Source organism: Paenibacillus sp. FSL R7-277 (assembly GCF_000517965.1).
Taxonomy (GTDB): Bacteria; Bacillota; Bacilli; order Paenibacillales; family Paenibacillaceae; genus Paenibacillus_AQ; species Paenibacillus_AQ silagei.
Genome location: NZ_ASPX01000079.1, coordinates 1 through 26,296, shown reverse-complemented (window position 1 = coordinate 26,296; position 26,296 = coordinate 1). Strand labels below are relative to the sequence as shown.

The following is a 26,296-nucleotide window of genomic DNA, read 5'->3' as shown; positions in this document are numbered from 1 at the left end:
TAATAAATTAGACGCACATATTAATCAAGTCTAAGATAGACATACAGACCTTAGAAGGCTGGACTTGCAGCCTACCCTGAGGAATCCCTAATGAATTGAGGCTGTAACATGACTATAACTTATGCTAATCCACTGACAGAATACGAAGGTAAAAGAGTCCTGGTAACAGGCGGTACCAAGGGAATGGGACAGGCAATCGCTGCCCGATTCACAGCGGCAGGCGCTGAAGTTATGACTACTGCCCGGACACTGCCGGCTGAAGATTCTGCTTCTGATTTGTTCGTTCAGGCAGATCTGTCCAAGCAGGAAGGAGTAGACAGGGTAATTGCTGCGGTTAAGGAGCGTTTCGGCCGGATTGATATCCTGGTGAACAATCTCGGCGGAAGCTCGACACCTCCCGGAGGATTCCTTGCGGCGAGCGATGAACACTGGATGGATGCGCTGAATCTGAACCTGCTGGCAGCTGTGCGGCTGGACCGGGGGCTGATCCCGCTCATGCTGGAGCAGGGAAAGGGAGTCATCATCCACATCTCTTCCATTCAAAGAGTGCTGCCGCTGATCGAATCGACCATCCCCTATGCAGCCGCCAAAGCTGCGTTAAGCAATTACAGCAAGAGCCTGTCCAAAGAGTTCTCTCCGCAGGGCATCCGGGTGAACCGGGTTGCGCCGGGCTTCATTCAGACTACAGCAGCTGATGCCATGATGGAGAACATTGCGGAGGTAACCGGCAGTGTGGAAAGTGCGCTGCAGTCGGTAATGGACGCGCTGGGTGGCATACCCATCGGACGTCCCGGCTTCCCTGAGGAGGTGGGCGAGCTGGTAGCCTTCCTTGCTTCCGACCGGGCAGCCTCCATTACAGGTGCTGAGTACGTGATTGACGGGGGAACCGTACCTACGGTGTAAGGTGAAGCTTCACGGTTAAGCTCTGCCTGAACTAACCTCTACTATTAGGACAGTCCGTTAAGCCATTCATTGGCTGAGCGGGCTGTTCCTTTTTCTTTATTTGTTTTGGAACTATTAAGAAGGTTTTACAAACGAAAAGCAAAAAGAAGCGGAGGGGAAATTTGGAACTGGAGGAGCGAATGCGACCGCCTTTGTATTTGGATTTCTACCGCGAAAAGCGGTTTCAATCAGGAAATCCAAACACAACAGCGGCCGGAAGTCCAAATGTTCACCGCAGCGACGACCAAGCTTTAAGTTGTACTGTTGTACTACTGTCAGTTCACTTAATTCTTTATCTTTTCTTTAGATTTGGTTTAGACTGGATTAAGAATGGCAGGCTATAGTTACAAAGAGTGCGGCTTGCATGACAAGATAGAGGGGGATTCACCATGTATACCATTCTCATAGCCGATGACGAATCGGAGATTGTTGAGCTTCTGCAGCTGTATCTGGAGAAGGAATATAACATTTTGACGGCAGAGAACGGAATCGAAGCCTTGAAGCTGATGCAGAATAACAAGATTGACCTGGCGATACTGGACATTATGATGCCGGGAATGGACGGGCTGCAGCTGCTGAAGCGGATTCGGGAGTATGAGCATTTCCCCGTACTGTTCCTGTCCGCCAAGAGCCAGTATCATGACAAAATCCTGGGGCTTGAGCTTGGAGCGGACGACTATATCGCTAAGCCTTTTAATCCATTGGAGATTGTGGCGCGTGCCGGGGCCATGCTGCGGAGGGTGCATCAGTTCGATGCCAAGGCACCGGAGGAGGAGAAGCCCAATGAGCAGATCGTGCTCGGCAGGCTGACGCTGGACCGGAGTACCTGTCAGGTTGAGGTGGCCGGGGAGGCCGTCGCTCTGACCTCTACCGAATATAAAATCCTGGAGCTGCTGATGCAGCAGCCGGGCCGTGTTTTTACACGCAAGAAGATCTATGAGACTGTCTGGGAAGATTTCTACGTCTACGAGGACAACAGCATTATGGTGCACATCAGCAACATCCGCGACAAGATCGAACGAGATTCCAAGAGACCGGAATACCTGAAGACGATCAGGGGATTGGGGTACAAAATTGAAGCACCCGTGGAAAAGTAGAGATAACCGCCCGCTGCAGACGTCGCTGACCATCGACTTCCTGCTGTTCAACTGCATGCTGCTGATGCTGGTGTTAGTGGTCTATCTATTCGTACAAAAGGATATTGCTGAGGTTATCCGGGAGCAAATGACGCCTGACCCCAATCTGTCTGTGGAAGCCGGGGCGTACCGGGAGGAGCTGGGCCAAGGGCCGGAGAGTGAGCGTCTGCTGAAGAGCGGAGGCTGGCTGGAGCTGCTGGATTCCGGCAAGCGGGTGATCCGTGTTGTTGGCGAGAAGCAGGATGAGATTCAGGTTTATGCCGAGGACAGCCTGTTTCAGGGACTGGAGAACCGCAGCGACCAGCCCTTTTATTATTCTATTACGAGCGTAACGGAGCAGGATAGCGGGGCAGCATGGATGTTACTTAAAATTCCCCGCGATGTAATAAATGTCTCTATTAACAACGAGTTTCTGGTCTCCTATCTGAATCATTCGGTGTTCTTTTATGTATTCCTGGTCAGCGGGTTGATTCTGCTGCTGATTTTTGTGTACAGCTATTGGGTCTCCAGACGGATCAAGAAGCCGCTGCGGGTGCTGAATCTAGGCTTGAACCGTATGATGGAAGGGCATTACAATACCCGAATCGCTCTGTATGCAGAGACCGAGTTCCTGCGGATCGGCCACAGCTTCAACTACATGGCTGATGTGATTGAGAAGACCACCGAGGAGAAGCGCCTCGCCGAGAAAAGCAAGCAGCGGCTGATGGTCGATCTGTCACATGACCTGAAGACCCCGATTACCAGCATCCAGGGATACGCGCAGGCCCTTATCGAAGGACGCGTTACCGACCCGGAGCGGCAGACGAAATATTTGAATTACATCTACACCAAGTCCGTGCAGGTCACGAAGCTCATTACGCATATGCTGGATCTGCTTAAGCTAGACTCACCGGATTTCATCCTGCGGATAGAGCGCATTGAGCTGGGCGACCATCTGCGGGAGATTATTGCTGATACCTATGGCGAGATTGAGCAAAAAGAATTCGAGCTTCACGTGCAGGTGCCCGAAGAAGAGGTCTATGCCCGTTATGATCCCGAGCTGTTCGCCAGTGTCATTAATAATCTAATTTCTAATGCTCTGGCCTATAATCCGGAAGGGACGCGCATCCGGGTATCCGTGATTCCCGAGGACACACAGATCAGGATCGAGATTGCGGACAATGGAGTCGGCATTCCGAAGGAGCTGTGGACTACGATCTTTGATCCGTTTGTGCGGGGAGATGAAGCCCGGACAACGGCAAGCGGGGGTACCGGTCTGGGCTTGTCCATTGCCAAGAAGAACGTAGAGAAGATGGAGGGCACGCTGCTACTGGAGAGTAGGGAAGGGGAGCCGACGGTATTTGTGATCCGTATTCCGAAGTAGCGAACGGCTGAAGGAGTACAGATCAGTGATTTTATATAGAGGAAATAATTAACTTCTTGTCGAATGTACTGATCTGGAAGATTCCGGCACCTTGCCGGGACACCTAACTTACATCGGGGGAAGGAAATAGAACATCTATGAAAAAACTTGCATTACTGCTCACCACTCTGCTGCTTGCGCTCGGACTGGTCTATCCGGGAGGCGCCGGACAGGCAGCGGCCGCAGCCGCACCAGTGTACACGGAGATTGCTACGTTTGTCGAAGGCAACCTGCTTATTTCGCCAGCCAAATCTGTACTCGTGAATGGCTCTGCCTATGTTCCGGTTAAGCTGGCCGGACAGATTCCGGGCTTCACTGTGGCGGCGGATGCTACTGGCGTTACGCTCACAGGCAGCAAAGGAAGCGCCAAGCTGAACAAGGATAACTCTATTTTGTACAAAAGCACCAATTACGTAGCCTTCAAAACCCTGCTCAAGCTCGGAGCGATTGACGGCAAATATGCCTCCAGCGCCATAGCGTTGTTCGTTTGGAGTACAGAGGACGGCAAGAATAAGAGCAACAGTATGCTCTACGCAATCAGCAAGCTGCCTGGAACGATGGGCATTGTGCTTGGCAAAAAGGTCTACTTATATGGACATCCGGGAAGCCATTGGGTGAAAAGTGTACAGTATGTTGATGACAACAACCAGAACTTTGTGATGCAAAATGAAGCCGGAACCGAGTGGGTTTTGGACTTGAACGATTTTGTGGATAATACTATGTACACCATGGAGAATATTGATTATTTGAAGTATTACTATAATGGACTAACGGTGTGGACCCGCAACGCCATGATTACCGATAGTCCGTTCAAGAACTTTGAGAAAGCAACCATCGCGAATTTCCGCCCGAACCCGGCCAATGGTAATTTAGAAATGATCATCCGCCGGGCCAACGGGCAGGAGGTTCCGCTCAAGATTGAACCTCGTGATGACCCTAGTGAGTATGTCGAAGAGGTACTGTTTTTCAAGAATCCGCAAACGAAGTTCAAGATCAGCGATAAAATGTGGTCAGCCATCCGTGAAGAGCGGGCGGTCAGCGGCATGACGATCACAGAGCTTCTGCTCTCCTGGGGAGACCCGGACGAAGTTTATGACGGGTATGTAGTGTACGGCCACCAATACGTCTATTTCATCAATGATAAGGTCTTCTCTATAGTTAATCTTTAATTCTTAGCATCTCCAGGCTTGCTTAAGGAATTCTTAGAGTTCCTTGGGCAGGCTCTTTTTTTCATGTATAATAAATGCACTGGAACCAGCTATTCTTTTTCACTCTAGGAGGACATTATGCAGCTCATTCAACCCCAAGCTATTCAGAACCGGATCGACGATTTCGTCTCTGAGGATCTATATATCCATCTAGAACTTACAAACGGAGCCTACGCCAGCCATTTCGACAGCTCCCGTGCTCCGGGCTCGGTGTTCATCAGCAATGCCGAGATCCGTTACACGAACGGCTCCATCTCAGGGACAGGACCCTACCGGGTGGGCTTGAAGACAGAGAAGGGCTGGATCTATGCAGAAGGCCTGACCCATGTGGATGAGCAGGATAACGAGCGGCTGATTCTGGCCGGACATGACAGTATGGGCAAGCTGATCGTGGCGTTGCAGCTTAGCCGGAGCCCTTTTTAATGATACTGGAGGAGTAAGCAGACATGAATAATAAATCTATGGACCATACGAGAATCCTGGTGGTACTTCCCCATCCTGACGATGAAGCCTACTTCGTATCCGGGACGCTGGCGATGTATATCGCAGCAGGTGCAGAGGTGACCTATGCCTGTCTGACACTGGGAGAGATGGGCCGGAATATGGGCGTTCCGCTCATTGCGAACCGCACGACCTTGCCAGCCATCCGCCAAGCGGAGCTCGAAGCTTCCTGTAAGGCCATTGGAATTCAAGACCTGAGGATGCTGGGCTTCCATGACAAAATGATTGAGTTCGAAGACCCGGCGCTTCTGGATCAGCGGATGGAATCGCTCGTGAAGGAGCTTACCCCGTCGCTGGTTATTACGTTCTACCCCGGATATAGCGTGCACCCGGATCATGATGCCACTGGTGCTGCGGTGATCCGTACAATGGCCCGGCTGCCCGCAGCGGAACGTCCGGTTGTACATAGTGTTGCCTTCTCGAACGGCCATCAGCAGCGGATTGGAGCAGCCGATGTAGTCATCGATGTAACGCCTTTTATCACTGTCAAAATCAACTCCATTCTGGCACACCGCACCCAGTTCCAGGAGGATAAAGTGCTTGGTAGCCTTCTGCCAACCGATCCAGTAATCTGCGGTAAGTATGGTACGGAACGCTTCTGGACCTACCGGTTCCCAGAATGCAAGGAACAGCCGGAGGAAGCGGCATTGTGCTGCAATTAAGAATGGAGGCGTAAAGATGACAGAACAACGGGTATACATCCGCTACCCTGAGGCGGGAGATGCCACGGAGCTGACGGGGATGTATTTGCGTAACCGTGAATTTTTTGAAGAACATTCGCCGGAGATCAGCGAGGATTTCTATACAGAGGAGTACCAGCTCGACAAGCTTACGCAGTATGAAGAGTTCAGGGCAGCGGATGAGAGATACGACTTCCTGGTCATTCACAAGGCTGACCGCCGGATTATCGGTACTGTCAGTCTGTCTTTTGTGGTGCGGGGACCGCTGCAGAGCTGTATGATCGGGTACAGTCTGGACAAGGACTATAACGGAAAAGGCTATATGACGGAGGCGGTGCAGCAGGTCGTGCGCTATGCCTTCGAGGAGCTGAAGTTCCACCGGATTACTGGGGAAGCCTCACCGGATAATCCCGGCTCCATCCGTGTGCTTGAGAATGCAGGCTTCCATAAGGAAGGCATTGCCCGTCTGAATGTGAAGATCCGCGGGGTGTGGAAGGACCACCAGATCCTTGCCATCATCAACCCGGCCGAAATCAATTAATGGAGTTAACACTAACGGATTAGTAGCTTAAATATTAACATTGTGGAGGATCACCAATGAGCCAGCGTTTACGAATTACCCGTTCCATGCAGGAAGAGAATGCAGAGCAGGCGCTAACCTTAGAGGAATGCAAGCAATACTTTGCCGATAAATCCGGCTTCAGCTATTCCGGGGTCTACACCGTACAAGGTGCAGAGAGCACGATGTCGATTGATGGAGATTTTTTCATGTGGAGCCATGAGGGGACGGAGTATCCGTTCCGTCTGTATATGGGCGATCTGTACGTTGCCTTGTCAACGGAGGCTATTGTACCCGTGATCCTTGAGATTGCCACGGACCTGCGGGCCGATGTGGTTGAGGGATAAAAGCGCAGATTTCCGCAACAATTAGCAGTGTCTTCCAGAGGCTCCCTAGCGGTCATCAAGACTGTGAAGGGAGTCTTTGGGCTTGCGGGAACGCCGCCGGGACATGAACAGCAGACACAGGGCAATCACGGCGAGGATCATTCCCAGCACCCGGAATCCGCTGAAGCTGAACTGGTCGCCCATAATGATTCCGATGAGCAGGGAGGAGAGGATCGTCCCGAAATATCTGGAGGTGCTGAATAAGCCGGAGGTTACGCCGATGATCTCTTTTGGCGAGTGGTTGAACAAGGCGGCTTGCATGGCGACGTTGTTCAGTCCGTTGCTGATTCCGAAGGCAGCCAGGGCCAGGATGATGCTGATTACAGGCCATGCCGGATTCAGCATCACGATCCATAGCGACCCGATGGTCATGAGGATTGCCGAACCTGCCTGCGCGGGCCGGTGCCCTGAGGCATTGATCCATCTTCCGGCGATTGGAGAAACGGCGAGTGAGCATAGCCCCAGACTTAACATCAGAAGCCCGGTGTGGAATTCACTGACCTGACGAACGAGCTGCAAATAAGATGGAAGACCGAAGAAGACGGAATAAAATAATAGATTAACCAGCATGAATTCGACATTGACACGGATCAGCCCGGGATACCCGGCGAAGGTACGCAGAGGAATGAAGGGCATGGCTGTTCTTAACTCATGCCTTACGAAGACCGCAAGCAGGATGAACCCGGACAGGCCGATGATTACATTGAATAGGGTGACATGACCGGAGGACTTGGCCGACAGCATCTGTCCAAGTACAGCGACCAGCCCCACAGTGAACAGCAGGATTCCAGGCACATCCATCCGGCTCATCCATTGCCGCAAGGACGGCTTGGGTAATAAGGCTGCGGACGGCTTATCTTGCGGGATGGTTCTCCAGGCTAACAGGAAGCTGGCCATTACAAACGGCAGGTTGATGTAGAAGATGGAAGACCAGCCCCACACATGGATCAAGACCCCGCCGATGAACGGTCCTGCCGCTGCCGCTCCTGATGTAAACATCGACAGCACGGACAGAGCAGAGGCTTGCTTGTCTGTAATATTCACCCGGATGATAGCCATCCCTACAGCCACCACCATACTGGTTCCGATAGATTGGATAATCCGCAGAACAACGAGTCCCCCGAAGCCCGGAGACCAAGGGGCGAGCAGGGAGGCTGCGAAGACGATTACTAGTCCGGCCAGGAATATTCTCCTGCGGCCGAAGATATCGCTGGCTCTGCCCATGACAGGCTGGGCAACAGCGCTGCCAATATAGAACGAGAAAATGATCCAGGAAACCACAGTGAACTCAAGCCCGAACACGTGCTGTAACCTGGGAATCGCCACAGCTACCATCGAAGAGTTAAGCGGGTTAAGCATGATTCCCAGCCCAACGGATATCATTAACCACCAGTTGCGCGCATTCATTGTTATTCCCCCTCAAGTGCTGTACAGTTATCGTACAGGATATGAGTTATTTACTCCAACGCATTTCATGTTATGATTTCATAGACTTGAGGGAATGAATGGGGGCGGGATATGGAACTTCTTCAATTGCAGTATTTCATCGCGGTTGCCCGCCTGGAGCATATGACCGAGGCTGCACACAGGCTGCATGTTACCCAATCCTCACTGAGTAAGACCATTCAGCGGCTTGAGGAGGATCTCGGAGTTCCATTGTTCGACCGGAGCGGGAGGAAGCTGCGGTTGAACGAGCCGGGACGCAGATTTCTGCAGCGTGCAGAGAAGGCGCTGTTCGAATTGGAGCAGGGTAGGCAGGAGCTTAAGGACCTGTCCAGCCTGGAGTCCAGCAACCTTGAATTAGCGGTAACCACCGCGAGTACCTTGCCCGGTATTCTCCGGGAGTTTCGCCTCAAGCTGCCGGACATCCATTTTCACGTACAAATGCTGCCCATGCAGGAGATGATTCCCCTTCTTCAGAGGGGAGAAGTTGATTTCTGCTTGTCCTCTCCTCCGGTCAGAGGGGAAGAGCTGGAATGTCAGGTGGTCTGTAACGATCACATCTACCTTGCCGTTCCAGCCGCTCACCCTCTGGCGGACCGCAAGAGCCTCGCCTTGATAGAGCTTAAGAATGAGTGGTTTGTGGGTGTCAAACAAGGTTACGGGATTCGAGATTTGGTGGATTCCGTCTGCCAGGCTTCAGGATTCCTGCCACGCTATGTGTATGAGGGAGACGAACCGGCCCGCTTGATTGACCTGGTGGAAGCCGGAATCGGCTTAGCCTTCATCCCGGGTACGGCGAGGAATGCGCAGGATCATATCCGTCTGATTCCGCTGGAAGACGAGGGACTGGTCAGGGAAATCGCCTTGTTATGGCATAAGAACCGCTATATTTCACAGGCGGGCCTGATTTTCCGCGAGGTTGTTATCGAATATTTCGCTAAGCTATAATGTCACCGGGAGGAATGAACCTATGAACGACACACAGATTACAGAACACAAGCGCATACTGGTGGTGTTCCCGCATCCTGACGATGAGGCTTTTACAGCGGCTGGCACACTGGCGAAGTATATTGAGCAAGGCTCAGAAGTAACCTATGCCTGCCTGACGCTGGGCGAGATGGGCCGGAATATGGGGATTCCTCCATTCGCGAACCGGGTAACCTTGCCGGAGATCCGCCGGGAGGAGCTGCGTGCTTCCTGTCAAGCTATCGGGATACAGGACTTAAGAATGCTAGGCTTCCACGATAAAATGATCGAATTCGACGACCCGCGCCTGCTAGAGGATACAATACTGTCCTTACTTCAGGAGCTGGCTCCGTCCCTCGTCATTACGTTCTATCCGGGTTACAGTGTTCATCCTGATCACGATGCTACCGGAGCAGCGGTTATCCGGGCAGTCCACCGCCTGCCTGCCGCTGATCGGCCAGTTGTCCACTGTTGCGCCTTCTCCATCGGCCATGAGGAGCATATCGGACTATCGGATGTGCATGTCGATGTCACCGCATACTTGGACAAGAAGATGGCTTCTATCCAGGCACACCGTTCGCAATTCCAGGCGGCGGAGCTTGTCGGCAATCAGGTGCTGACGGCGGAGGAGACTCAGCTCCGCTTCGGGCAGGAAGCCTTCTGGACCTACCCCATGAACACACAACACTAAGAGAAGGCAGGAATCACCTATGAATCTAATGAATCAAAAAGATAGAATGCTTGCAGGATTACCCTATAAAGCGTGGCTGGACGGATTAACTGAAGAGCGGACAGCCGCCAGGCTGCTGGTTCACCAGCTCAATTCACTTTCTCCAGAGGCTCATGAGGAGAGAGACGGGCTGATCCGCAAGCTTTTCGGCAAGACGGGGGAGCTTGTGCATATTGAGACTCCCTTCCGCTGCGATTATGGATCGAATATCACTGTAGGGAATAATTTCTATGCCAATTTCAACTGTACGATTCTCGATGTAGGCAAGGTGGTCATCGGCGAGAATGTCATGTTCGCTCCGAATGTATCGCTTTACACAGCAGGACATCCTGTCCATCCCGATTCCCGGAATTCAGGCTATGAATACGGGATTGCCATCACCATCGGCAACAATGTGTGGATCGGCGGCAATGTCATTGTGAATCCGGGGGTAACCATCGGGAATAATGTAGTTATCGGAGCGGGGAGCGTAGTGACCAAGGATATCCCGGATAATGTGATCGCCGTAGGCAGCCCGTGCAGAATTGTCCGTGAGATCACGGAGGAAGACCGGAAATTCTATTACAAGGATAGAGAGTTTGACGTCACGGACTACGTGTAGAATCGCTGCTATACCGTCCTTAAGGGACAGAATTCGTTCTAAATAAGCACATAAGTAGCCCTCAGCGGCCCATGCACCCCGACGACAAGCTTCATTTCGATATCGGCGGAATTGGAGGGACCGGAGATGAAGTTAATCGATGAACCCACCGGTTCCCCGTCCTGAATTCTCCGGTTAAGCGCTGCGGCGGCATCCGTGGAGCGGAGCACCAGCTTCTCACGTTCAACCACCGCAATATAATGGGCAGGCAGGAAATGGAGCGACCGTCCCTGATCGGGGCGGCTCTCGACCACAACCGTTCCCGATTCCGCAAGTGCACAGTCGGCGAAGACTATGGCTGTATTCGCCGATTCAGCACGCCTGATATTCTCCGCTCGTCCCGCAGCTTCTTCCCATACGGCAGCATCTGGGAAAGCCAGCCCGTACTCCCTGAACCGGGGATCACCGGAAGTCATCACGATCCCGCCGCCATTTGCTTCTAACAGATCATCTAACGTTCTCTGCAGCAGCTCCCGTGTCGATTCAATTACCTGGGTGTGGATGAAGAAGCACTGTTCCTTAAGAATCTCCACCAGATCGTCCGTAGTAAGCGGGCCGTAGCTGTCAGGAATGAACTCCCGGATTGCAGGACGCTGAACCTCAGTCCTCCGTTCCCGGCCCAGCTTGGCGGCAATCGTATTCAGAAAAGCCTCCTTATTCGTGTTTCTGTTCGCGCTCGTGTTTGTGGTTGCTGTCATTGCTCTGAGCCTCCTTTGCGCTTCTCCAGCCATGCCCGGAAGCTGTCCTTCTGCTTGACGGGCTGCTTCAGGTCGCGGGAACGAATCCAGCCCTGAAGCAAGGCTGGTCCTCTTACAATACGGCCCTGCTTACTCATCATCCGGCTTGCAGAGTGGGCGAACCGCAGGGTTTTGCCGAACAGGGCAGGGGAAGAGAGCAGCTTGCTGGCGGCTTTCATCTGGATACGGTCTGCGGTGCCGGTTCTTTTTTGTTCCACCATCTTCTGGCGGTGCACGATGAGCTGCTCATGCAGCGGGATGCGCACCGGACAGACATCCGTACAGGCGCCGCACAGACTGGAGGCAAAGGGAAGTTCCTTGTAGTCATCATAACCGCCAAGCAGCGGGGTAATGACCGCCCCAATCGGCCCTGGATAGATCGATCCGTAAGCATGGCCGCCGATATGGCGGTAGATTGGGCAGACGTTCAGACATGCACCGCAGCGGATACACTGCAGCGCTTCGTTGAATTCACTTCCCAGAATATCGGACCGCCCGTTATCGACGACTACCAGATGGAATTCCTCCGGTCCGTCGGTCTCACCCGCCGCTGAAGGACCCATAACCGTGATATAGCTGGTTAGTTTCTGTCCGACGGCGCTGCGGCAGAGCAGATTATCCAGGATCTCCATCTCCTCCAGAGTCGGCACAATCCGCTCCATGCCCATTACCGCGATATGCGTCTTGGGAATGGCAGCCGTAAGATCGCCATTGCCCTCATTGGTGACGAGATTAATCGCTCCGAGATTGGCTATGGCGAAGTTGCAGCCTGTGATTCCGACCTCCGCTTCCAGGAACTTCTGCCGCAGGACCGTGCGGGCAAATCCGGCCAGATTCTCCGGAGTTTCATCGCCTGTATAACCAAGCTTCTCTGTGAATACCCTCTTGATTTGCCTCCGGTCCTTATGCAGGGCGGGGGCTACGATATGGGAGGGAGGGTCCCAGTCATCCATCTGGAGGATATATTCTCCAAGATCCGTCTCCGTCAGCTCACAGCCTGCTTCAAGCAGAACGCGGTTTAGCTCTATTTCTTCCGTGACCATGGATTTCGATTTGACGATCTTCGTGGCTTGTTTGTTCACAATAACATCCCGGATATAAGAGCTGGCTTCTTCTTTGGTCGCTGCAAAATAGATATGCCCGCCCTGTCGCTCAATATTGCCGGCAAGCTGCTCCAGATAATAATCCAGATTCTCCAGAGTGTGCTGGCGGATAAGCTGGCCTACATTCCGCCACTGCTCCCAGTCACCGAGCGCAGTGGCCGCAGACAGACGTCTTGTCTTGAGACTGTCCTGCGCCGAACCCACGGCACTGCGCATGAAGGAATCCCCAAGGCCATCCGTCGTCCGTTCGCTGAAATTACGTGAATCCGTCTGCAGGCTCAAGTCCGGCTTCCCCCTTTGCTAACCACAGGCTGATGTTGATTCAATACCTCTACAATATGCATGATCCTTACATGCTCACCCTTACGTGACAGGCGTCCCCCGATATTCAGCAGACAGCCCATGTCTGCACTGATTAGAATATCCGCTCCCGTATCCATGACACAGCCGCATTTCTCATCGGCCATTTGCTCCGAGATTTCAGGCATCTTCACCGCAAAGGTTCCGCCGAACCCGCAGCAGTTATCGCTGTTCTTGAGCGGCTCAAGCTTCAGTCCCTTCACCTGCTCCAGCAGCTGGAAGGGGGTTTCCTTCTCTCCCAGCAGCCTCGTCATATGGCAGGAGCGGTGGTAAGTAGCTGTTCCTTCGAGCGTGGCACCGACATCGGTGATACCCAGTACTTTTACAATGAACTGCGTAATTTCATAGGATTTTTCTTTTAGAGCAACCGCTTTCAATTCCCAATCGGGGTCACCGCTGAAGATCTTCGGATATTCATGAAACATAGCGATGCAGGAGCCGGACGGACCTACGACATAATCCGAAGCCTCGAAGGCCAGTATCATGTTCTGCATAGCAAGCTTGGATTCCTGCAGATAACCGCTGTTGTAGGTAGGCTGGCCGCAGCAGACCTGTGAAGCGGGATAATCGATCTCGCAGCCAAGCCGCTCCAGGACCTCCACCATGGCAATCCCGACATTCGGGCTCATAAGGTCTACCAAACAAGTAGAAAAAATACTGACTCGCACTCCTACCCCTCCCATCAATGAAAACCTATGTTCACAGCTTAACTCAACAAGTCAATGAAAAACAACACAAAAACAAATAAAAAATGTGAAACTTATTGACAATAAATATTGATAGCGTTTACACTATGATTGGGTAATTGGGATAATGGAATAATCTACCTTGAGGGGGAGAAACAGTGACCAAGCATTTGATGTATATCGACGGCCAATTTACGGAATCCGAAGGCAAAGAGTGGATGGATGTTACCAATCCGGCAACCGATGAAGTGATCTCACAGGTTCCCAAGGCTACAAGGAATGATGTCATACGTGCCATTGATGCAGCAGAGCAGGCCCAGGCAGCGTGGGAGGAGACTCCGGCGGTAGAGCGCGGCAAGTATTTGCATGCGATTGCTGACGGGATTAGGGCAGAGGCGGACAGCATCGCCAGGCTGATCTCGGAGGAAGTCGGCAAGACCCTGGAATTATCCACCGTAGAGGTTCATTTCACTGCGGATTATTTGGATTATATGGCGGAGTGGGCACGGCGTTATGAGGGTGAGATCGTTCAGAGCGACCGTGATAATGAGCATATTTTTGTATTCAAAAGAGCGATTGGCGTCACCACGGGCATTCTGCCCTGGAACTTCCCGTTCTTCCTGATCGCTAGAAAAATGGCCCCGGCGCTCATCACCGGCAACACGATTGTCGTGAAGCCCAGCGCGGAATCTCCGAACAATGCCATGGCGTTCAGCCGGATCGTGGATCAGGCTGGATTACCTAAGGGGGTATTCAACCTTATTACTGGCAGAGGGGCGGAAGTGGGCAACGAGCTGTCCAGTAATGCCAAGGTAGGCATGGTTAGTCTTACAGGCAGCGTACCGGCAGGGCAGAAGGTAATGGAGGCGGCGGCTGAGAATATCATCAAGGTCAGTCTGGAGCTGGGCGGCAAAGCGCCTGCCATCGTCATGAAGGATGCCGATCTGGGGCTGGCTGTTCAGGCGATTGTGGCTTCCCGGGTCATTAATACAGGCCAGGTCTGCAACTGTGCGGAGCGTGTCTATGTCCATGAAGATATTAAGGAGGAGTTCACTACGCGGCTGGTTGAAGCGATGAAGGCCGTGAAGTACGGAGACCCGCTCAAGGACACGGACATCCAGATGGGACCGCTCATCAACAAGGCCGCACAGGAATCGGTTCAGCAGAAGGTGGACCGGGCCGTTCAGGAAGGGGCTAAGATCGCCTTGGGCGGTAAAAAGGTAGAAGGAACCGGCAGCTTCTTCGAGCCGACAGTAATCACAGACGCTACGAATGAGATGGAGATTGTGCAGGATGAAATTTTCGGTCCGGTCATCCCAGTCATTTCATTCTCTACCCTGGATGAGGCGATTGCTCTTGCCAATGACAGTGAATTTGGCTTAACCTCATCGCTGTACACGCAGAATCTGAATGTCGCCATGAAAGTAATCAAGCGGCTGAAATACGGGGAGACGTACATCAACCGCGAGAATTTCGAAGCGATGCAGGGCTTCCATGCAGGCTGGAGAAAATCCGGCATCGGCGGCGCTGACGGCAAGCACGGCTTGAACGAATACCTCCAGACGCATGTTGTCTACTTGCAATATGACAAGTCAGTTAACTGAATGACCTCATAATGTAAGCATATAAGCATAAAAGAGAAATGCTCCCATGCAGTTTGGGGGCATTTTTTGCGTGTGAATATAAGAAGTTATAGGTTCATCCGCAATTGAGCAGATTTACAAACGATTTCACAGATATGGGGGCCTTCGGATTCGGGAGCGCGGTGCTATCATTGGTAATGAAACGGCAGGAATTATGGATTGTAAGCGCATTAACGGGCTGGCGCCAGAGCCGTTCTTGGTTAGAGGCAGCGCCAAATTACCAGGGTCTGGGGGAACGGAAGAAGCGATGAGAGAAATTCTGTTGAACGAATTGAACTGGGAAGTCAAAGGATATTGGCCTTGGGTGCCGCTGAAGGGTACAAGCATGGAGCTTGGCCAGGAATTAATGGGGGTGACCGACTGGATGCCGGCAACGGTGCCGGGGGGAGTTCATTACGATCTCTACAGACAGGGCTGGATTGCCAATCCCTATGAGGACTTGAACAGCTTGAGCTGCGAATGGGTAGAGAATCGCTGGTGGGTGTACCGTATGACCTTGAAACGACCGGAGTTGAAGGGGGCCCGAGTTGAGCTGGTCTTTCTGGGGCTTGATTATGAAGCAGCGGTATACGCTGATCATATCCTGCTTGGAGAGCATAAGGGAATGTTTGATCCTGCTGTGTACGATGTTACAGAGCTGCTCTCCGTTCGGGAGAAGCTTGAGATCTCCGTGCTTCTGAAGCAGGCGCCCGATGAAATGGGGCAAATCGGCAAAACCTCGGCCACCTTCACGCAGAAGAGCCGGTTCAATTATAAGTGGGATTTCTCTACCCGGCTGGTTAACGTTGGAATCTGGGATGATGTGTTGCTAAGGATACATGAGGATTACTCGTGGGGCGAAATGTCCATCACAACCGATGCTGAGGTTGAAGAGGGCAGCACTACTCAGGTGACTGGCCGTATTGAAATACAGGCCGCCGTTCCATCCACGGCTGGAGCAGAGCCTGCCCGGACACTGGAGGCGAATATTACCTGCTCTGATCCCGGAGGTAATCCGCTGCTGGTGCAGACGCTTCCCGTCTGTGCTGGAGCGATGCTCAAGACCGCGCTGGATATCCCTGAACCTGAGCTATGGTATCCGAATGGTTACGGGGCGCAGCCGCTTTACTGTCTTGAACTGAAGCTGCTGGATGAAGACGGGAAGGAACTGGATACGCGGGTTATACGAACCGGAATCCGCAAGCTTGACTATATCCGCAATGTTGACAGTCCTGACAATGCGCTGCCCTATACAGTAGTCATCAACGGCCGCCGGATCTATATGAAAGGGGTGAATATGACCCCTCTGGACCATCTTTACGGAAATGTAACAGCCGAACAGTATCAGCTTATGGTCCGTCTCATGAAGGCGGCTCATGTCAATCTTGTCCGGGTATGGGGCGGCGGGATCATTGAGAAGCAGGTCTTCTACGACCTATGCGATGCGAACGGCATTATGGTCTGGCAGGAATTCATCCAGTCGAGCTCGGGGATTGACAATATTCCTTCCAAGCAGCCGGAGTTCCTTGAGCTGCTGCACCAGTCCGCCCGCTCAGCACTCAAGGCGAAGCGTAATCATGTCGCCATGACGATATGGAGCGGCGGCAATGAATTAATGAGCGAGCCGAATAAGCCTTCGGACTTAAGCGATTCCAATCTGGCAATGCTGAAGGAACTCGTTGAGCAGTATGATCCGCAGCGGCTGTTCCTGCCAACCTCGGCTTCCGGTCCGGTGGAGTATATTAGCGAGACCAAGGGGCAGGGGCATGATGTACACGGTCACTGGAAGTACATGGGCAACCCGTATCATTATGAGCTATATGGCAGCAACGATAATCTGCTGCACAGTGAATTTGGGGTGGACGGTCTGAGTTCACTCAAGAGTCTGGAGAAATTCCTGGGCGCAGCGCACCGCCAGCCGGTCTCCATGGAGAACAGTGCAGTCTGGAGACATCACGGGGAGTGGTGGGATACGCTGAGCCGAGATGAAGAAATATTCGGCAGTCTGACAGACCTGGCACAATTCTCCGCCTGCAGCCAGTGGATTCAGGCGGAAGGAATCCGCTTCGTGCTGGAGGCCAACCGGCGGCGCAAGTTCCGGAACAGCGGAAGTATTGTCTGGCAGCTCAACGAACCCTGGCCGAACGTGTCCTGTACCAATGTGGTTGATTATTATGGTGAACCGAAGATGGCTTACCACTGGATGAAACAGGCCTTCCGTCCACTGCATGTATCACTGGACTACCGGAGTCTGCTGCTCACACCGGGTACCGGTTTCCAGGGAGATGTATACGTACATGGCTGGGAAGGGGAATCGTGTGAAGCTGATGCGGAGGTCCTGGATTCGGCGGGCCGGAGCCTGCACCGGCAGCATTTCATAACCCAAGGAGACAGAGACCGGGCAGTCTGCGCCGGGACCCTGAAGTTCACAGTACCTGAGCTGGAGGACCAGTTATATTTCGTCAGATTGTCCTTTATGAACCGTGAAGAAGAACCGCAGCAGAATGTATATGTATTCTCTACCGCCAGGGAGCATCTGTACGCACCAGCGTTAGCGCTTACCGGCGGCAAGCTACAGGTGTGCCAGGAGAATAAATGGCTGCCCGCTGTTACCGGAGAGCCAAGTCTGCAAGCCTGCTTCATGGTAGCTAATACAGGCAGCGAAGCGTTGCTGCATGTACATGCGGAAGAGAAGGGAAACCGCTACTGGATGGAAGCAGACGAGCAATTCCTGACCTTGTTCCCTGGTGAGGCAAAAATGGTGACGGTGACTTGCACGCCGAGACAGGCGGGAGGATTCCTCGCCGGGGAGAATCACAGCATCTCCGGTGACCTGCCGGTTATTCAGTTCAAATCGTTCCTGGCTGTCCAGGGCACAAGCAAACCGGACAGGGGGCAGGAGAATCGTGAATAGACCATTATGTTATGTTCCAGGGCCATTCGTACCGCTAAGCCGGTATGTTCAAGCCGGCGGGCATGAGCCCGTTACCGTTCCTGTAAGCCGGGCAGTGGCGGACTATCTAAGACGGCATCGCTCCATTCTGAAGCTGGCCTGTCAGCGCAGCGGCGAGGTGACCTACCTTAATGCACGGTGGTCCACACTTTATGAAGATACCGTTGAAGCTGATGCGGCAGCCTGGAACAGCAATACAGCAGAAGGCGTGTTCGTACTTGTCAGCCCGCTGCTTACCAATATGTTCCCGGTAGTATCGCACTGGGATAACGATTCAGCAGAGGGCGGAGGCAGGTTCCGCTATGGAGGAACAGACGGCATTGGAACGCTGCGCATGGACGAAGCGGGCGAGCAGGTTATTTCCGAGCATGTAAGGCTCTATAACAGCGACACCGACAGCCCTTATGTATATAACACGGAAGATTATGAGCTGTTTGGTGAGGGTGAATTGGAGCGAACACTGAGAACTCCGCAATTCGAGCACTACATCGGGGACCGTTACAGTCTATATGCCGTCGATGATCTGGTCGCCGTATCCTTGAGTGACCGTATGCTCAAGACCTTCGGATATCCAGTGGTCTTCGTTAATGAATCCAGGGAGGAAGGGGCGCTAATAGGTGATGCACCTGTATTTCAGCTAATCAGCAACAGGCTGCTGAATTCGGAGAACCGGTATAGCCTGGCTTCCTATATTCTCCCGCCTTATTGGAATCCGGCGAACGCCAAGAGGTATCCGCTGTTGTTCAATGGTTATTATGACGCCAATGAGAACACCTTCAGTACTGTGGGACCTTCATTTCTGGAGATCATAGGCAAGACGCTGGCCGGTACGGGCCAAGGCGTGGTTGGCATTCTCTGGAACGGCGGAGGCTACATCGGAAGCCGCTCCCTGCAAGGCTCAATCTATGGTGGGATCGGGGCGGCAATTGCCAGCGCCCAGGACCGTTATGGCGGTGATGCAGACCAGGTAGTGGCTGTGGGAGGTTCGCGCGGCGGATTGACTGCACTGCTGGCCGGAGGCAACCCGCACCGGCTGCCTTACCGGGTACGTTACACACTGTGCTATGCACCGCCGCTCATCCTTAACGGACTTATCCGAGAGTATGCGGAAGGCGCCTGTCCGCTGATCTGGCATGTAGCAGAGGTGGACACCGGTTACCGTGATATTTGGAAGCAAAATTGGCGGCATCCGGTGACAGGAAGTACCGCAATTGAGACTCTTCTGTGGACACTTACAGGTGAAAGTGACTCCGGCCTTCTGAAGGAAACTGCCGGACTCGAATCCGGGTTCTTCCTGCAAGGGCTGAAGGCGAGCGGTACGAAGCTGCTGATCAATCACGGTACACATGATGCCTTCACTCTCAGCCGGTTCAGCTTTGCTTTTGCCGCATTGGTCCGAAGCTATGGCATTCCGCTGCGTCATGAGATCGGCTACCGCTTCGGCCATAACAACTGTACGGATCTCTACGAGCAGGCGGCCCTATGCCTGAAGGCTTTGCTGCAGGATCAGGAGCTTGACTTCACAGGAACGGTGCATTACCGCAGACGCAGTCCGGCTGCAGGAGAATGGGAACAGGCTGAACGGTTTAGCCCGGCCCGTCAGCCGGTTTTTCTGGAGGCGCCGAAGATTATACCCGCAGGCAGTCCGGTAGCTTGGACACTGTATGGAGAGCAAGGCATGGAATACCGGCTGGAGCTGGAGAGCCTGGATCAGCAGGCATGGGAACAGAACAAGCAGGTGATCCGTAACAAGCGCATCACGCTTGCGACCGGGAGATTGCCGGACAAGCGCCATCCCCTTGAAGTCTGCTCGTGGCAGGAGGGGATAAGCCCATCCACTGACGCGTTAAGTGCAGGTTATTATCTGTATGGGCTGTCCTACAGGCTGAGAGGTGAATTGGACTGGACTGAGGTCTCACCTTCCCGGGTGCCGCAGCCTGGTGTAGAGCCGCAGTCGGTTCTCCGCATTCTGGAGGAGCAGCCCAATCCGGCAAGCGAGGCCTTCCGCGCGGAAGCGGCTGTGCTGTGCATCAGCTCCGGGCTGTCTGAAGCCTGAGCAGGAAGCTTAACCGGTACAGAAGGTATACCAACTATACAACGCCTGACCGGAGTGAATTACGGTTCCGGGAGGAAGGAAGGACAGGAGCATGATTGGAAGAATCAATGAAGCAAAGCCTTTTATCGCAAAGAAAAAGAACGGGAATCCTCTGCGGCGACTGCTCAGAGATTGGTCCTCCTGGATATTAATAGTGCCAACGGTGTTAGTCTTTTTCTTTTTTTCCTGGCAACCTCTCGTCAAGGGGATTGTGCTCTCTTTCTTCAACACCGAGGGTTATAATGCTGTAAGCTTTGCCGGATTGCAGAACTACAAGGATGTTATTCAGAATTCGGCATTTCAGCAGACACTGGTCAATTCATTTATGTATGTGATCTGGTCGCTGCTGATCGGCTTTGCCGTCCCGATTGTAGTCGCTGTTGTAATTAATGAACTCAGACACGGGAAGTCCTTTTTCCGCTTCTCCGTCTTTTTTCCCAGTATGGTTCCCGGTATTGCGGCTTCCATGTTATGGATGTTCCTGTTTGAGCCCGGGCAGGGCGGTTTGCTGAACAGTATGCTGAGTGCCTTGGGCTTCCCGGTACAGCAATGGCTCCAGGATCCGAAGATGACCATAATGCTGATCATATTCACCATCACCTGGCGGAACTTCGGAGGGACGGTGCTGCTCTATCTGGCAAGCCTTCAGAGTATCAATCATGATCTATATGAAGCAGCTTCGATCGACGGTGCCAATGTATGGCGGCGCTTCAGAAGCATTACCCTTCCGCAAATTTCCAGCATGATCGGACTGATGATGATTCTGCAGATCAGTGGGGTATTTCAGATCTTCAACGAACCGCTGGTCATGACCGAGGGCGGACCGAATAATGCTTCCATGACGCTGATGCTGCAAAGCTATTATTATGCATTCCGCAGTTTCGAGGCAGGCCATTCCATGGCGCTGGGGGTTATTACTTTTCTTGTCCTGATGGTGCTTACCGTTATTTATTTCAGGCTGGATAAGAAATTGAACAGGGAGTAGAAGCCATGAAAACCAATGAAGCTTACGGCATTATCGGCAATATTGAATACAGATCACCCTGGGTGCGCCTGTTGTACTGGAGCTTGTTCCTTCTGATGATTGCGCTCGCCGCCGTCTGTATCCTGCCTCCAGTCTGGATCATGGTCTCAAGCCTTAAGGACATTAAGGAGTTCTATGCGATTCCGCCTACCTTAATCCCCCGCACCTTCAATCTCAGCAAGCTGTGGGAGACCTGGCAGGAGTTCAATTTCCTCAGTTACTATCTGAATACAGCTTACCTGGCTGCCGGTTCTGTACTGTTCTGTCTCACCTTTAACGGGCTGGCCGGATATTTCTTCTCCAAGCTGAAGCCGCGCGGGAGCGCGCTGCTGTTCGTGCTGATTGTATGGACGATGATGGTTCCGAATACGGTGGGCATGGTGCCGCTGTTCAAGAACCTGATTGATTTCCCGCTGCTGCATGTGAATCTGACCAATACCTTCTGGCCGATGTGGTTCATGGCTGCCGTGAATCCGGTAGTGATACTGATCTTCAAGAACTTCTTCGACTCGATTCCCCAGGCGCTGCTGGAAGCGGCCAAGATCGACGGGGCGAGCACCATCGGTATCTTCATCCGGGTGATTCTTCCGCTCAGCGGTCCAGTAATGGCCACGATTACGATCCTTACGATGAATAGTGTATGGCAGGATTTCTTCTGGCCCTTCATGGTACTGAAGGATAAATCGACCTGGTCGGTCATTGTGGCTATCTATAATTTAAAAGCGACATTACCGCAGGACATTCAGTTTATTGCTCTGACATTTGCTATCTTGCCGCCGATTGTGCTGTTTATTTTTTTCCAAAGGTACATCATGAACGGGCAAGCCTTCGGCGGCAGCATTAAAGGGTAATGTCACCCGATCACAAACCATTTCACAGTTTTGCCCCGTAGGGCGCTCTAAAGGACGCATGGTAAGATGATCTCAGCATTAAAGAAAGCGCTTTACAAAAAGCAAAATTGCTATAAGAATAATTATAGGGGGAATTACTTTGAGAATGGCACACCACAAGAAAATAACCGCAACCCTGGCGCTCACCCTGCTTACGGCCGCCGGACTGGCCGGATGCGGCGGCTCCAATGAAGGACAAACAGGCGGGAGCGGAAATGCAGCAGCCGGCAAACAGGTAACGATTAAGGTCAGCAACTGGCCGAAGCCGAATGAGGAAGCCAAGATCGCCCAGTATGAACAGCTCATGGCGAAGATGAAAACCAATTATCCGAACATTACGGTGGACAAGGATGAATGGGGCTATGACGTCAGCTCATTCCTGCCCAAAGCGGCGAGCGGCCAGCTCCCAACGGTATATGAGACCTTTTTCACCGAAACCAGCAAAATCATTAAAGCTAATTACGCAGCGGATATCACGGACACGATGAAGAAGTATGGATATGACAAGGCCATTAACCCGGATCTTCTAAAAATGGTGACCAAGGACGGCAAGTATTACGGGATTCCGAAGGACGGTTATGTCATCGGCATGCTCTATAATGTGAATCTCTTCAAGGAAGCGGGCCTTCTGGATGACAAGGGGATTCCGAAGTTCCCCAAGACGTATGAGGAGCTGGCGGAAACGGCGCAGATCATCAAGCAAAAGACCGGCAAAGCCGGAATGTTCCTGCCCACGAAGAGCGGCCAGGGCGGCTGGATGTTCATGAACATTGCCTGGGCCTACGGTGCGGAATTCGAGAAGCAGGTTGACGGCAAATGGCAGGCGGTATTCAATTCTCCTGAGGCTGCTGCGGCGCTGCAATATGTGAAGGATTTGAAATGGAAATACAATGTGCTGCCCGATAACAATCTGGTGGATGTCACCAATGACATGTTCCGTATGCTGGGAACCGATCAGGTTGCCATGAGCTTCGGCACCAACGACTGGCCTCCGGTCATCCAGCAGCAGACCAAGATGTCCAAGGACAATATTGCCATGTCAGCACTTCCTGTAGGTCCGATCGGAGAACCTGTTACCCTGCTGGGGGGCGGCCTGTATATGTTCTCGCCGAATGTAACCCCGGAGCAGATTGATGCCGGCTTCAAATGGCTGAAGACCTATGGATTCACACCCGAATCCTCAGAGGAGGCTCTGACCGGCTGGGATATCGAGAAGAAGACACTCAGCGATCAGGGGCTGATCATCGGCCCTTACGGGCTGCGGATCTGGACCGATGAGAAGCGTATTGGGGAGGAACAGAAAATTCTCGACAAATACAACAACGTGAATCTGGACATGTTCCGTGATTATATGGACAACGGCAGTAAGGGGATGCGGGCGGAGGAGCCCATCAATGCCCAGGAATTGTATCAGAAGCTGGATGTCGTGCTGCAATCCGTGCTAACCGACAAGAATGCAGATCCGCAGAAGATCCTGGATAAGGCGGCGGAAGAATTCCAGCGGGATTATCTCGATAAAGTCAAATAAAATGCAGTCAAACACCGCCGTCCTTCTGAAGGGCGGCGATGCCGTTTATATGAAGGTGAAGGGAGATACGGATAACATGGCGGCAAAAGATTGGGGAGACTGGAGCGCCCGCTGGATCTGGCTGCAGGAAGAGCAAGGCAATGCGGACAAGGATGCGCGGCATGAGCGGGTATATTTCCGCAGAGTGTTTGAGCTGCCAGCCGGTACAGGCAAGGCGTACAGTTTGAATATGGCGATTACCGGAGACAGCCGCTACAGGCTGTTCGTCAATGGCCAGCGCCAATGGGCGGGGCCTTGCAAGGGGCATGAACATGTACAATATTATGAGGAATTCAACCTGGAGGGCATCCTGCAGCCGGGGATCAATGTAATTGCTGTTACAGTGGTTCATTATGCCGGGACCGCTCCCTTTGAAATGGGGGAAGACGGTCCTTTATCCGTATGGCGTTCGGAGCAAGGCGGTTTGCTAGTAGAAGCGGAGATTACAGCGGACGGGCAACTTGTGCAGGAACTGCCTACGGATACTTCCTGGAAAGCTATCCGGGATCTCAGCTACCGGCTCCGCCCGTTTCCGATGATGCGCTGGATGGGCGGATTGGAAGAGGCCGCCGGGGACACGGCACTCCGGGACTGGACGCTGCCGGAATATGATGACAGTGCCTGGAGTGCTGCCCGGATAGTACAGCCGGTAAGGGATGACTACGGTCAACTGACCCCCTGGCAGCTGGAACGGCGTCCGGTTCCGCTGCTGTATGAGCAGGAACAATGCTTCTGGAAGCTGATGCGCAGCAGCTGCGGGGAGGGAAAGGCCCTCTTCACGGCCGGGCATCGTCTGGAGCTGCGCGATGGAGCCAGCAGCACTGTCCCTTCTATTGCAGGGCCTGCTGCTGAAGGTGTACTTGTCCAGGCGGGACAGCAGCTCTGGCTGGAGCTGGATGCAGGCGAGCTGACCACAGGTTATCTGCAGCTTAAGCTCCAGGGCGGAGGAGGCAGTCTCATTACACTCCAATACGCAGAATGCTATGAAGAAGAGACAGGGGATGAGGAAGTCCGCCGCAAAGCCGTCCGCGATGAGATGAGGGAGCAGGTATTACGGGGCGGTTACGACAGCTACCGGCCAGCCGGTTACGGCACAGAAGACCAGCCCGAAGTTTATGAGCCGTTCTGGTTCCGTACCTTCCGTTACGTGCGGCTGGAGGTTCATGCCGGACATGAACCGCTGAGGATAACCGGAATCAACTACAGGGAGACCGGATATCCGCTCCAGCTGCAAGGGAGCTTTCACTGCTCGGATGAACGGTATAACCGTCTCTGGGAGCTGAGTGTACGGACGCTCAGCCGCTGTATGCACGAGACCTATGAGGACACTCCCTATTATGAACAGCTGCAATACACAATGGATACCAGGCTGATGATGGAATTTACGTACCTGCTGTCAGGAGACGACAGGCTGGCCCGCAGGGCCATGGAGGACTACAGAGCTTCGCAGCTGCCAAACGGGATGCTGCAAAGCCGCTATCCCTCAGTGCTGCCGCAGGTCATTCCGTCCTTCTCCCTGTACTGGATCGGAATGATTCATGACCACTACAGGGTCTTCAGGGATCTGACGCTGGTGAAGCATTACCGGACGGCCATGCTGTCCGTGCTGGACTGGTTCGATCAGCGCTTGACGCCGGAAGGACTGGTTGACCGGACTCCGCGCCAGTACTGGAATTATTACGACTGGGTAGAAGAATGGCCGCTTGGCGCTCCGGATTGCACGAATGAGGCACCTGCCACTCTGATGAGTCTAATGTATGCTTTTGCACTGGGACAAGCGGCCGAGCTGCTGGAAGCGAGCGGCTGGACACAGATTGCGGCAGAACTGCGCCAGCGCAAGGCCGCAGTCAACGCTGCGGTATTGGATAACTGCCGCCAAGCGGACGGTCCGCTCTTCCGCGACAGCCCGGAGGCAGGACCAGAGGTACAGCTCAGCCAGCACACGCAGGTCTGGGCAGTGCTTGCCGGTACTGTGTCTGCTGCGGAGGGAGAGGCTCTGCTGCAAACGGTATTGACCGATACGTCAATGGCTAAGCTCTCGCTGCCGATGAGTTATTATCTGTTCCGCGCGCTGGAGCTTAGCGGAATGTATGACCGGTCTTACGGGCTATGGACACGCTGGATGAAGCAGCTGGAGCTGGGGCTGACCACACTTCCCGAGATCGACTCTGCGGATACCAGAAGCGACTGCCATGCCTGGAGCGCACTGCCGATTACTGAATTCACCAGAGGGATATTGGGGGTCCGGCAGGACATAGATGGCATTATTTTGCAGCCTCATTGCGGCGATCTACAGTACGCCAGCGGAGCCGTAAGCACAGAACAGGGGCTTATAACCGTGAGCTGGGAGATTACTACAGAGGAAGGCGTCGAAGTGTTCCGCTTGGAAGCCGTCTGGACACCCGGCTCAGCCATTACTGTTATTCTGCCGAATGGAGAGGTTCAGAAGAGTGACACAGGCCGGATAGAGATCGACATTAGGGGCTTTAACTGCTAGTATAGCATCAGACTTTATACGGTAAATTGAATCAGTAAGCTCGAACCACCTACTATTGTGTTCCGTTTTCCGATTACATTCGGCTTACGCGGCGCTCCCAGTCCAATTGTGATCGGTTTTTCGATTACATTTGGCCTACGCAGCGCTCCCAGTCCAATTGTGATCGGTT

22 protein-coding genes are annotated in these 26,296 nt (G+C 53.0%); 18 read left to right on the top strand and 4 right to left on the bottom strand.

Features of this window, described 5'->3' with window-relative positions; genetic code table 11:
• The first annotated feature begins 108 nt into the window (after positions 1 to 108).
• The 8 genes from C173_RS21835 to C173_RS21800 all read left to right on the top strand — a co-directional run bounded on the left by C173_RS21835 (position 109) and on the right by C173_RS21800 (position 6,775).
• Positions 109 to 903 (top strand): SDR family oxidoreductase, encoded by a 795-nt coding sequence (locus tag C173_RS21835; RefSeq protein ID WP_036728444.1) that lies wholly within the window; start codon positions 109 to 111, stop codon positions 901 to 903.
• A gap of 428 nt (positions 904 to 1,331) precedes the next feature.
• Positions 1,332 to 2,039, top strand: a complete 708-nt coding sequence (locus C173_RS21830; RefSeq protein ID WP_036728442.1) for a response regulator transcription factor — start codon at positions 1,332 to 1,334, stop codon at positions 2,037 to 2,039.
• On the top strand, positions 2,017 to 3,441 hold the full coding sequence (locus tag C173_RS21825) for a sensor histidine kinase (protein ID WP_036728439.1): 1,425 nt from the start codon (positions 2,017 to 2,019) through the stop codon (positions 3,439 to 3,441). Before C173_RS21830 ends, C173_RS21825 begins: the two co-directional genes overlap by 23 nt.
• Before the next feature lie 137 nt (positions 3,442 to 3,578).
• A complete protein-coding gene (locus tag C173_RS21820) occupies positions 3,579 to 4,649 on the top strand; it encodes a hypothetical protein (protein WP_036728437.1) in 1,071 nt (356 codons plus the stop codon).
• 117 nt (positions 4,650 to 4,766) lie between these two features.
• Positions 4,767 to 5,111, top strand: coding sequence for a YojF family protein (locus C173_RS21815; RefSeq protein ID WP_036728435.1), 345 nt, complete (start codon positions 4,767 to 4,769; stop codon positions 5,109 to 5,111).
• Between the two features lie 23 nt (positions 5,112 to 5,134).
• Positions 5,135 to 5,851: a bacillithiol biosynthesis deacetylase BshB2 gene (gene bshB2, locus C173_RS21810; RefSeq protein WP_081751284.1), complete on the top strand. Its 717-nt coding sequence runs from the start codon at positions 5,135 to 5,137 to the stop codon at positions 5,849 to 5,851.
• A gap of 16 nt (positions 5,852 to 5,867) precedes the next feature.
• Positions 5,868 to 6,410, top strand: a complete 543-nt coding sequence (locus C173_RS21805; protein WP_036728433.1) for a GNAT family N-acetyltransferase — start codon at positions 5,868 to 5,870, stop codon at positions 6,408 to 6,410.
• Positions 6,411 to 6,466: 56 nt separating this feature from the next.
• Positions 6,467 to 6,775, top strand: coding sequence for a hypothetical protein (locus C173_RS21800; RefSeq protein ID WP_036728430.1), 309 nt, complete (start codon positions 6,467 to 6,469; stop codon positions 6,773 to 6,775).
• A 45-nt stretch (positions 6,776 to 6,820) separates the two neighbouring features.
• On the opposite strand, the gene C173_RS21795 is transcribed toward C173_RS21800, so the two are convergent.
• Positions 6,821 to 8,221, bottom strand: coding sequence for an MFS transporter (locus C173_RS21795; protein WP_036728427.1), 1,401 nt, complete (start codon positions 8,219 to 8,221; stop codon positions 6,821 to 6,823).
• A gap of 111 nt (positions 8,222 to 8,332) precedes the next feature.
• Between C173_RS21795 and C173_RS21790 the strand changes: the two genes are divergently transcribed.
• From C173_RS21790 to C173_RS21780, 3 genes are read left to right on the top strand one after another with little or no spacing between them, the layout of a single operon-like run.
• Entirely contained in the window at positions 8,333 to 9,205 is an 873-nt protein-coding gene (locus C173_RS21790; RefSeq protein ID WP_036728425.1) for a LysR family transcriptional regulator, read from the top strand.
• Positions 9,206 to 9,227: 22 nt separating this feature from the next.
• A complete protein-coding gene (gene bshB2 / locus C173_RS21785) occupies positions 9,228 to 9,914 on the top strand; it encodes a bacillithiol biosynthesis deacetylase BshB2 (RefSeq protein ID WP_036728422.1) in 687 nt (228 codons plus the stop codon).
• A gap of 28 nt (positions 9,915 to 9,942) precedes the next feature.
• Positions 9,943 to 10,554, top strand: a complete 612-nt coding sequence (locus tag C173_RS21780) for a sugar O-acetyltransferase (protein WP_036728548.1) — start codon at positions 9,943 to 9,945, stop codon at positions 10,552 to 10,554.
• Between the two features lie 38 nt (positions 10,555 to 10,592).
• Here the strand turns inward: C173_RS21780 and C173_RS21775 are convergent, their stop codons facing one another.
• The 3 genes from C173_RS21775 to C173_RS21765 are packed head-to-tail and all read right to left on the bottom strand — an operon-like array spanning position 10,593 to position 13,461.
• On the bottom strand, positions 10,593 to 11,291 hold the full coding sequence (locus C173_RS21775) for a LutC/YkgG family protein (RefSeq protein ID WP_051478277.1): 699 nt from the start codon (positions 11,289 to 11,291) through the stop codon (positions 10,593 to 10,595).
• Positions 11,288 to 12,715, bottom strand: coding sequence for a LutB/LldF family L-lactate oxidation iron-sulfur protein (locus tag C173_RS21770; protein ID WP_036728420.1), 1,428 nt, complete (start codon positions 12,713 to 12,715; stop codon positions 11,288 to 11,290). Before C173_RS21770 ends, C173_RS21775 begins: the two co-directional genes overlap by 4 nt.
• A complete protein-coding gene (locus tag C173_RS21765; protein WP_051478276.1) occupies positions 12,712 to 13,461 on the bottom strand; it encodes a (Fe-S)-binding protein in 750 nt (249 codons plus the stop codon). The genes C173_RS21770 and C173_RS21765 overlap by 4 nt, the downstream gene beginning before the upstream one ends.
• Before the next feature lie 176 nt (positions 13,462 to 13,637).
• Here C173_RS21765 and aldA point away from each other — a divergent pair, with 176 nt between their 5' ends.
• The 7 genes from aldA to C173_RS21730 all read left to right on the top strand — a co-directional run bounded on the left by aldA (position 13,638) and on the right by C173_RS21730 (position 26,127).
• Positions 13,638 to 15,083 carry an aldehyde dehydrogenase gene (gene aldA, locus C173_RS21760; protein ID WP_268748464.1) on the top strand — a complete coding sequence of 482 codons (1,446 nt, stop codon included), beginning with the start codon at positions 13,638 to 13,640 and terminating at the stop codon, positions 15,081 to 15,083.
• 286 nt (positions 15,084 to 15,369) lie between these two features.
• Positions 15,370 to 18,015 (top strand): glycoside hydrolase family 2 protein, encoded by a 2,646-nt coding sequence (locus tag C173_RS21755; protein ID WP_036728417.1) that lies wholly within the window; start codon positions 15,370 to 15,372, stop codon positions 18,013 to 18,015.
• The gene (locus tag C173_RS21750) at positions 18,008 to 20,110 is read left to right on the top strand and encodes an alpha/beta hydrolase family protein (RefSeq protein ID WP_036728415.1); all 2,103 of its coding nucleotides are present in this window, start codon (positions 18,008 to 18,010) and stop codon (positions 20,108 to 20,110) included. Before C173_RS21755 ends, C173_RS21750 begins: the two co-directional genes overlap by 8 nt.
• A 193-nt stretch (positions 20,111 to 20,303) precedes the next feature.
• The gene (locus C173_RS21745) at positions 20,304 to 21,134 is read left to right on the top strand and encodes a carbohydrate ABC transporter permease (protein ID WP_209870687.1); all 831 of its coding nucleotides are present in this window, start codon (positions 20,304 to 20,306) and stop codon (positions 21,132 to 21,134) included.
• 5 nt (positions 21,135 to 21,139) lie between these two features.
• Positions 21,140 to 22,024, top strand: coding sequence for a carbohydrate ABC transporter permease (locus C173_RS21740; RefSeq protein WP_036728412.1), 885 nt, complete (start codon positions 21,140 to 21,142; stop codon positions 22,022 to 22,024).
• A gap of 139 nt (positions 22,025 to 22,163) precedes the next feature.
• Positions 22,164 to 23,591 carry an ABC transporter substrate-binding protein gene (locus C173_RS21735; protein WP_155991609.1) on the top strand — a complete coding sequence of 476 codons (1,428 nt, stop codon included), beginning with the start codon at positions 22,164 to 22,166 and terminating at the stop codon, positions 23,589 to 23,591.
• 1 nt (position 23,592) lies between these two features.
• Positions 23,593 to 26,127, top strand: a complete 2,535-nt coding sequence (locus tag C173_RS21730; protein ID WP_051478274.1) for a family 78 glycoside hydrolase catalytic domain — start codon at positions 23,593 to 23,595, stop codon at positions 26,125 to 26,127.
• Positions 26,128 to 26,296: the final 169 nt, after the last annotated feature.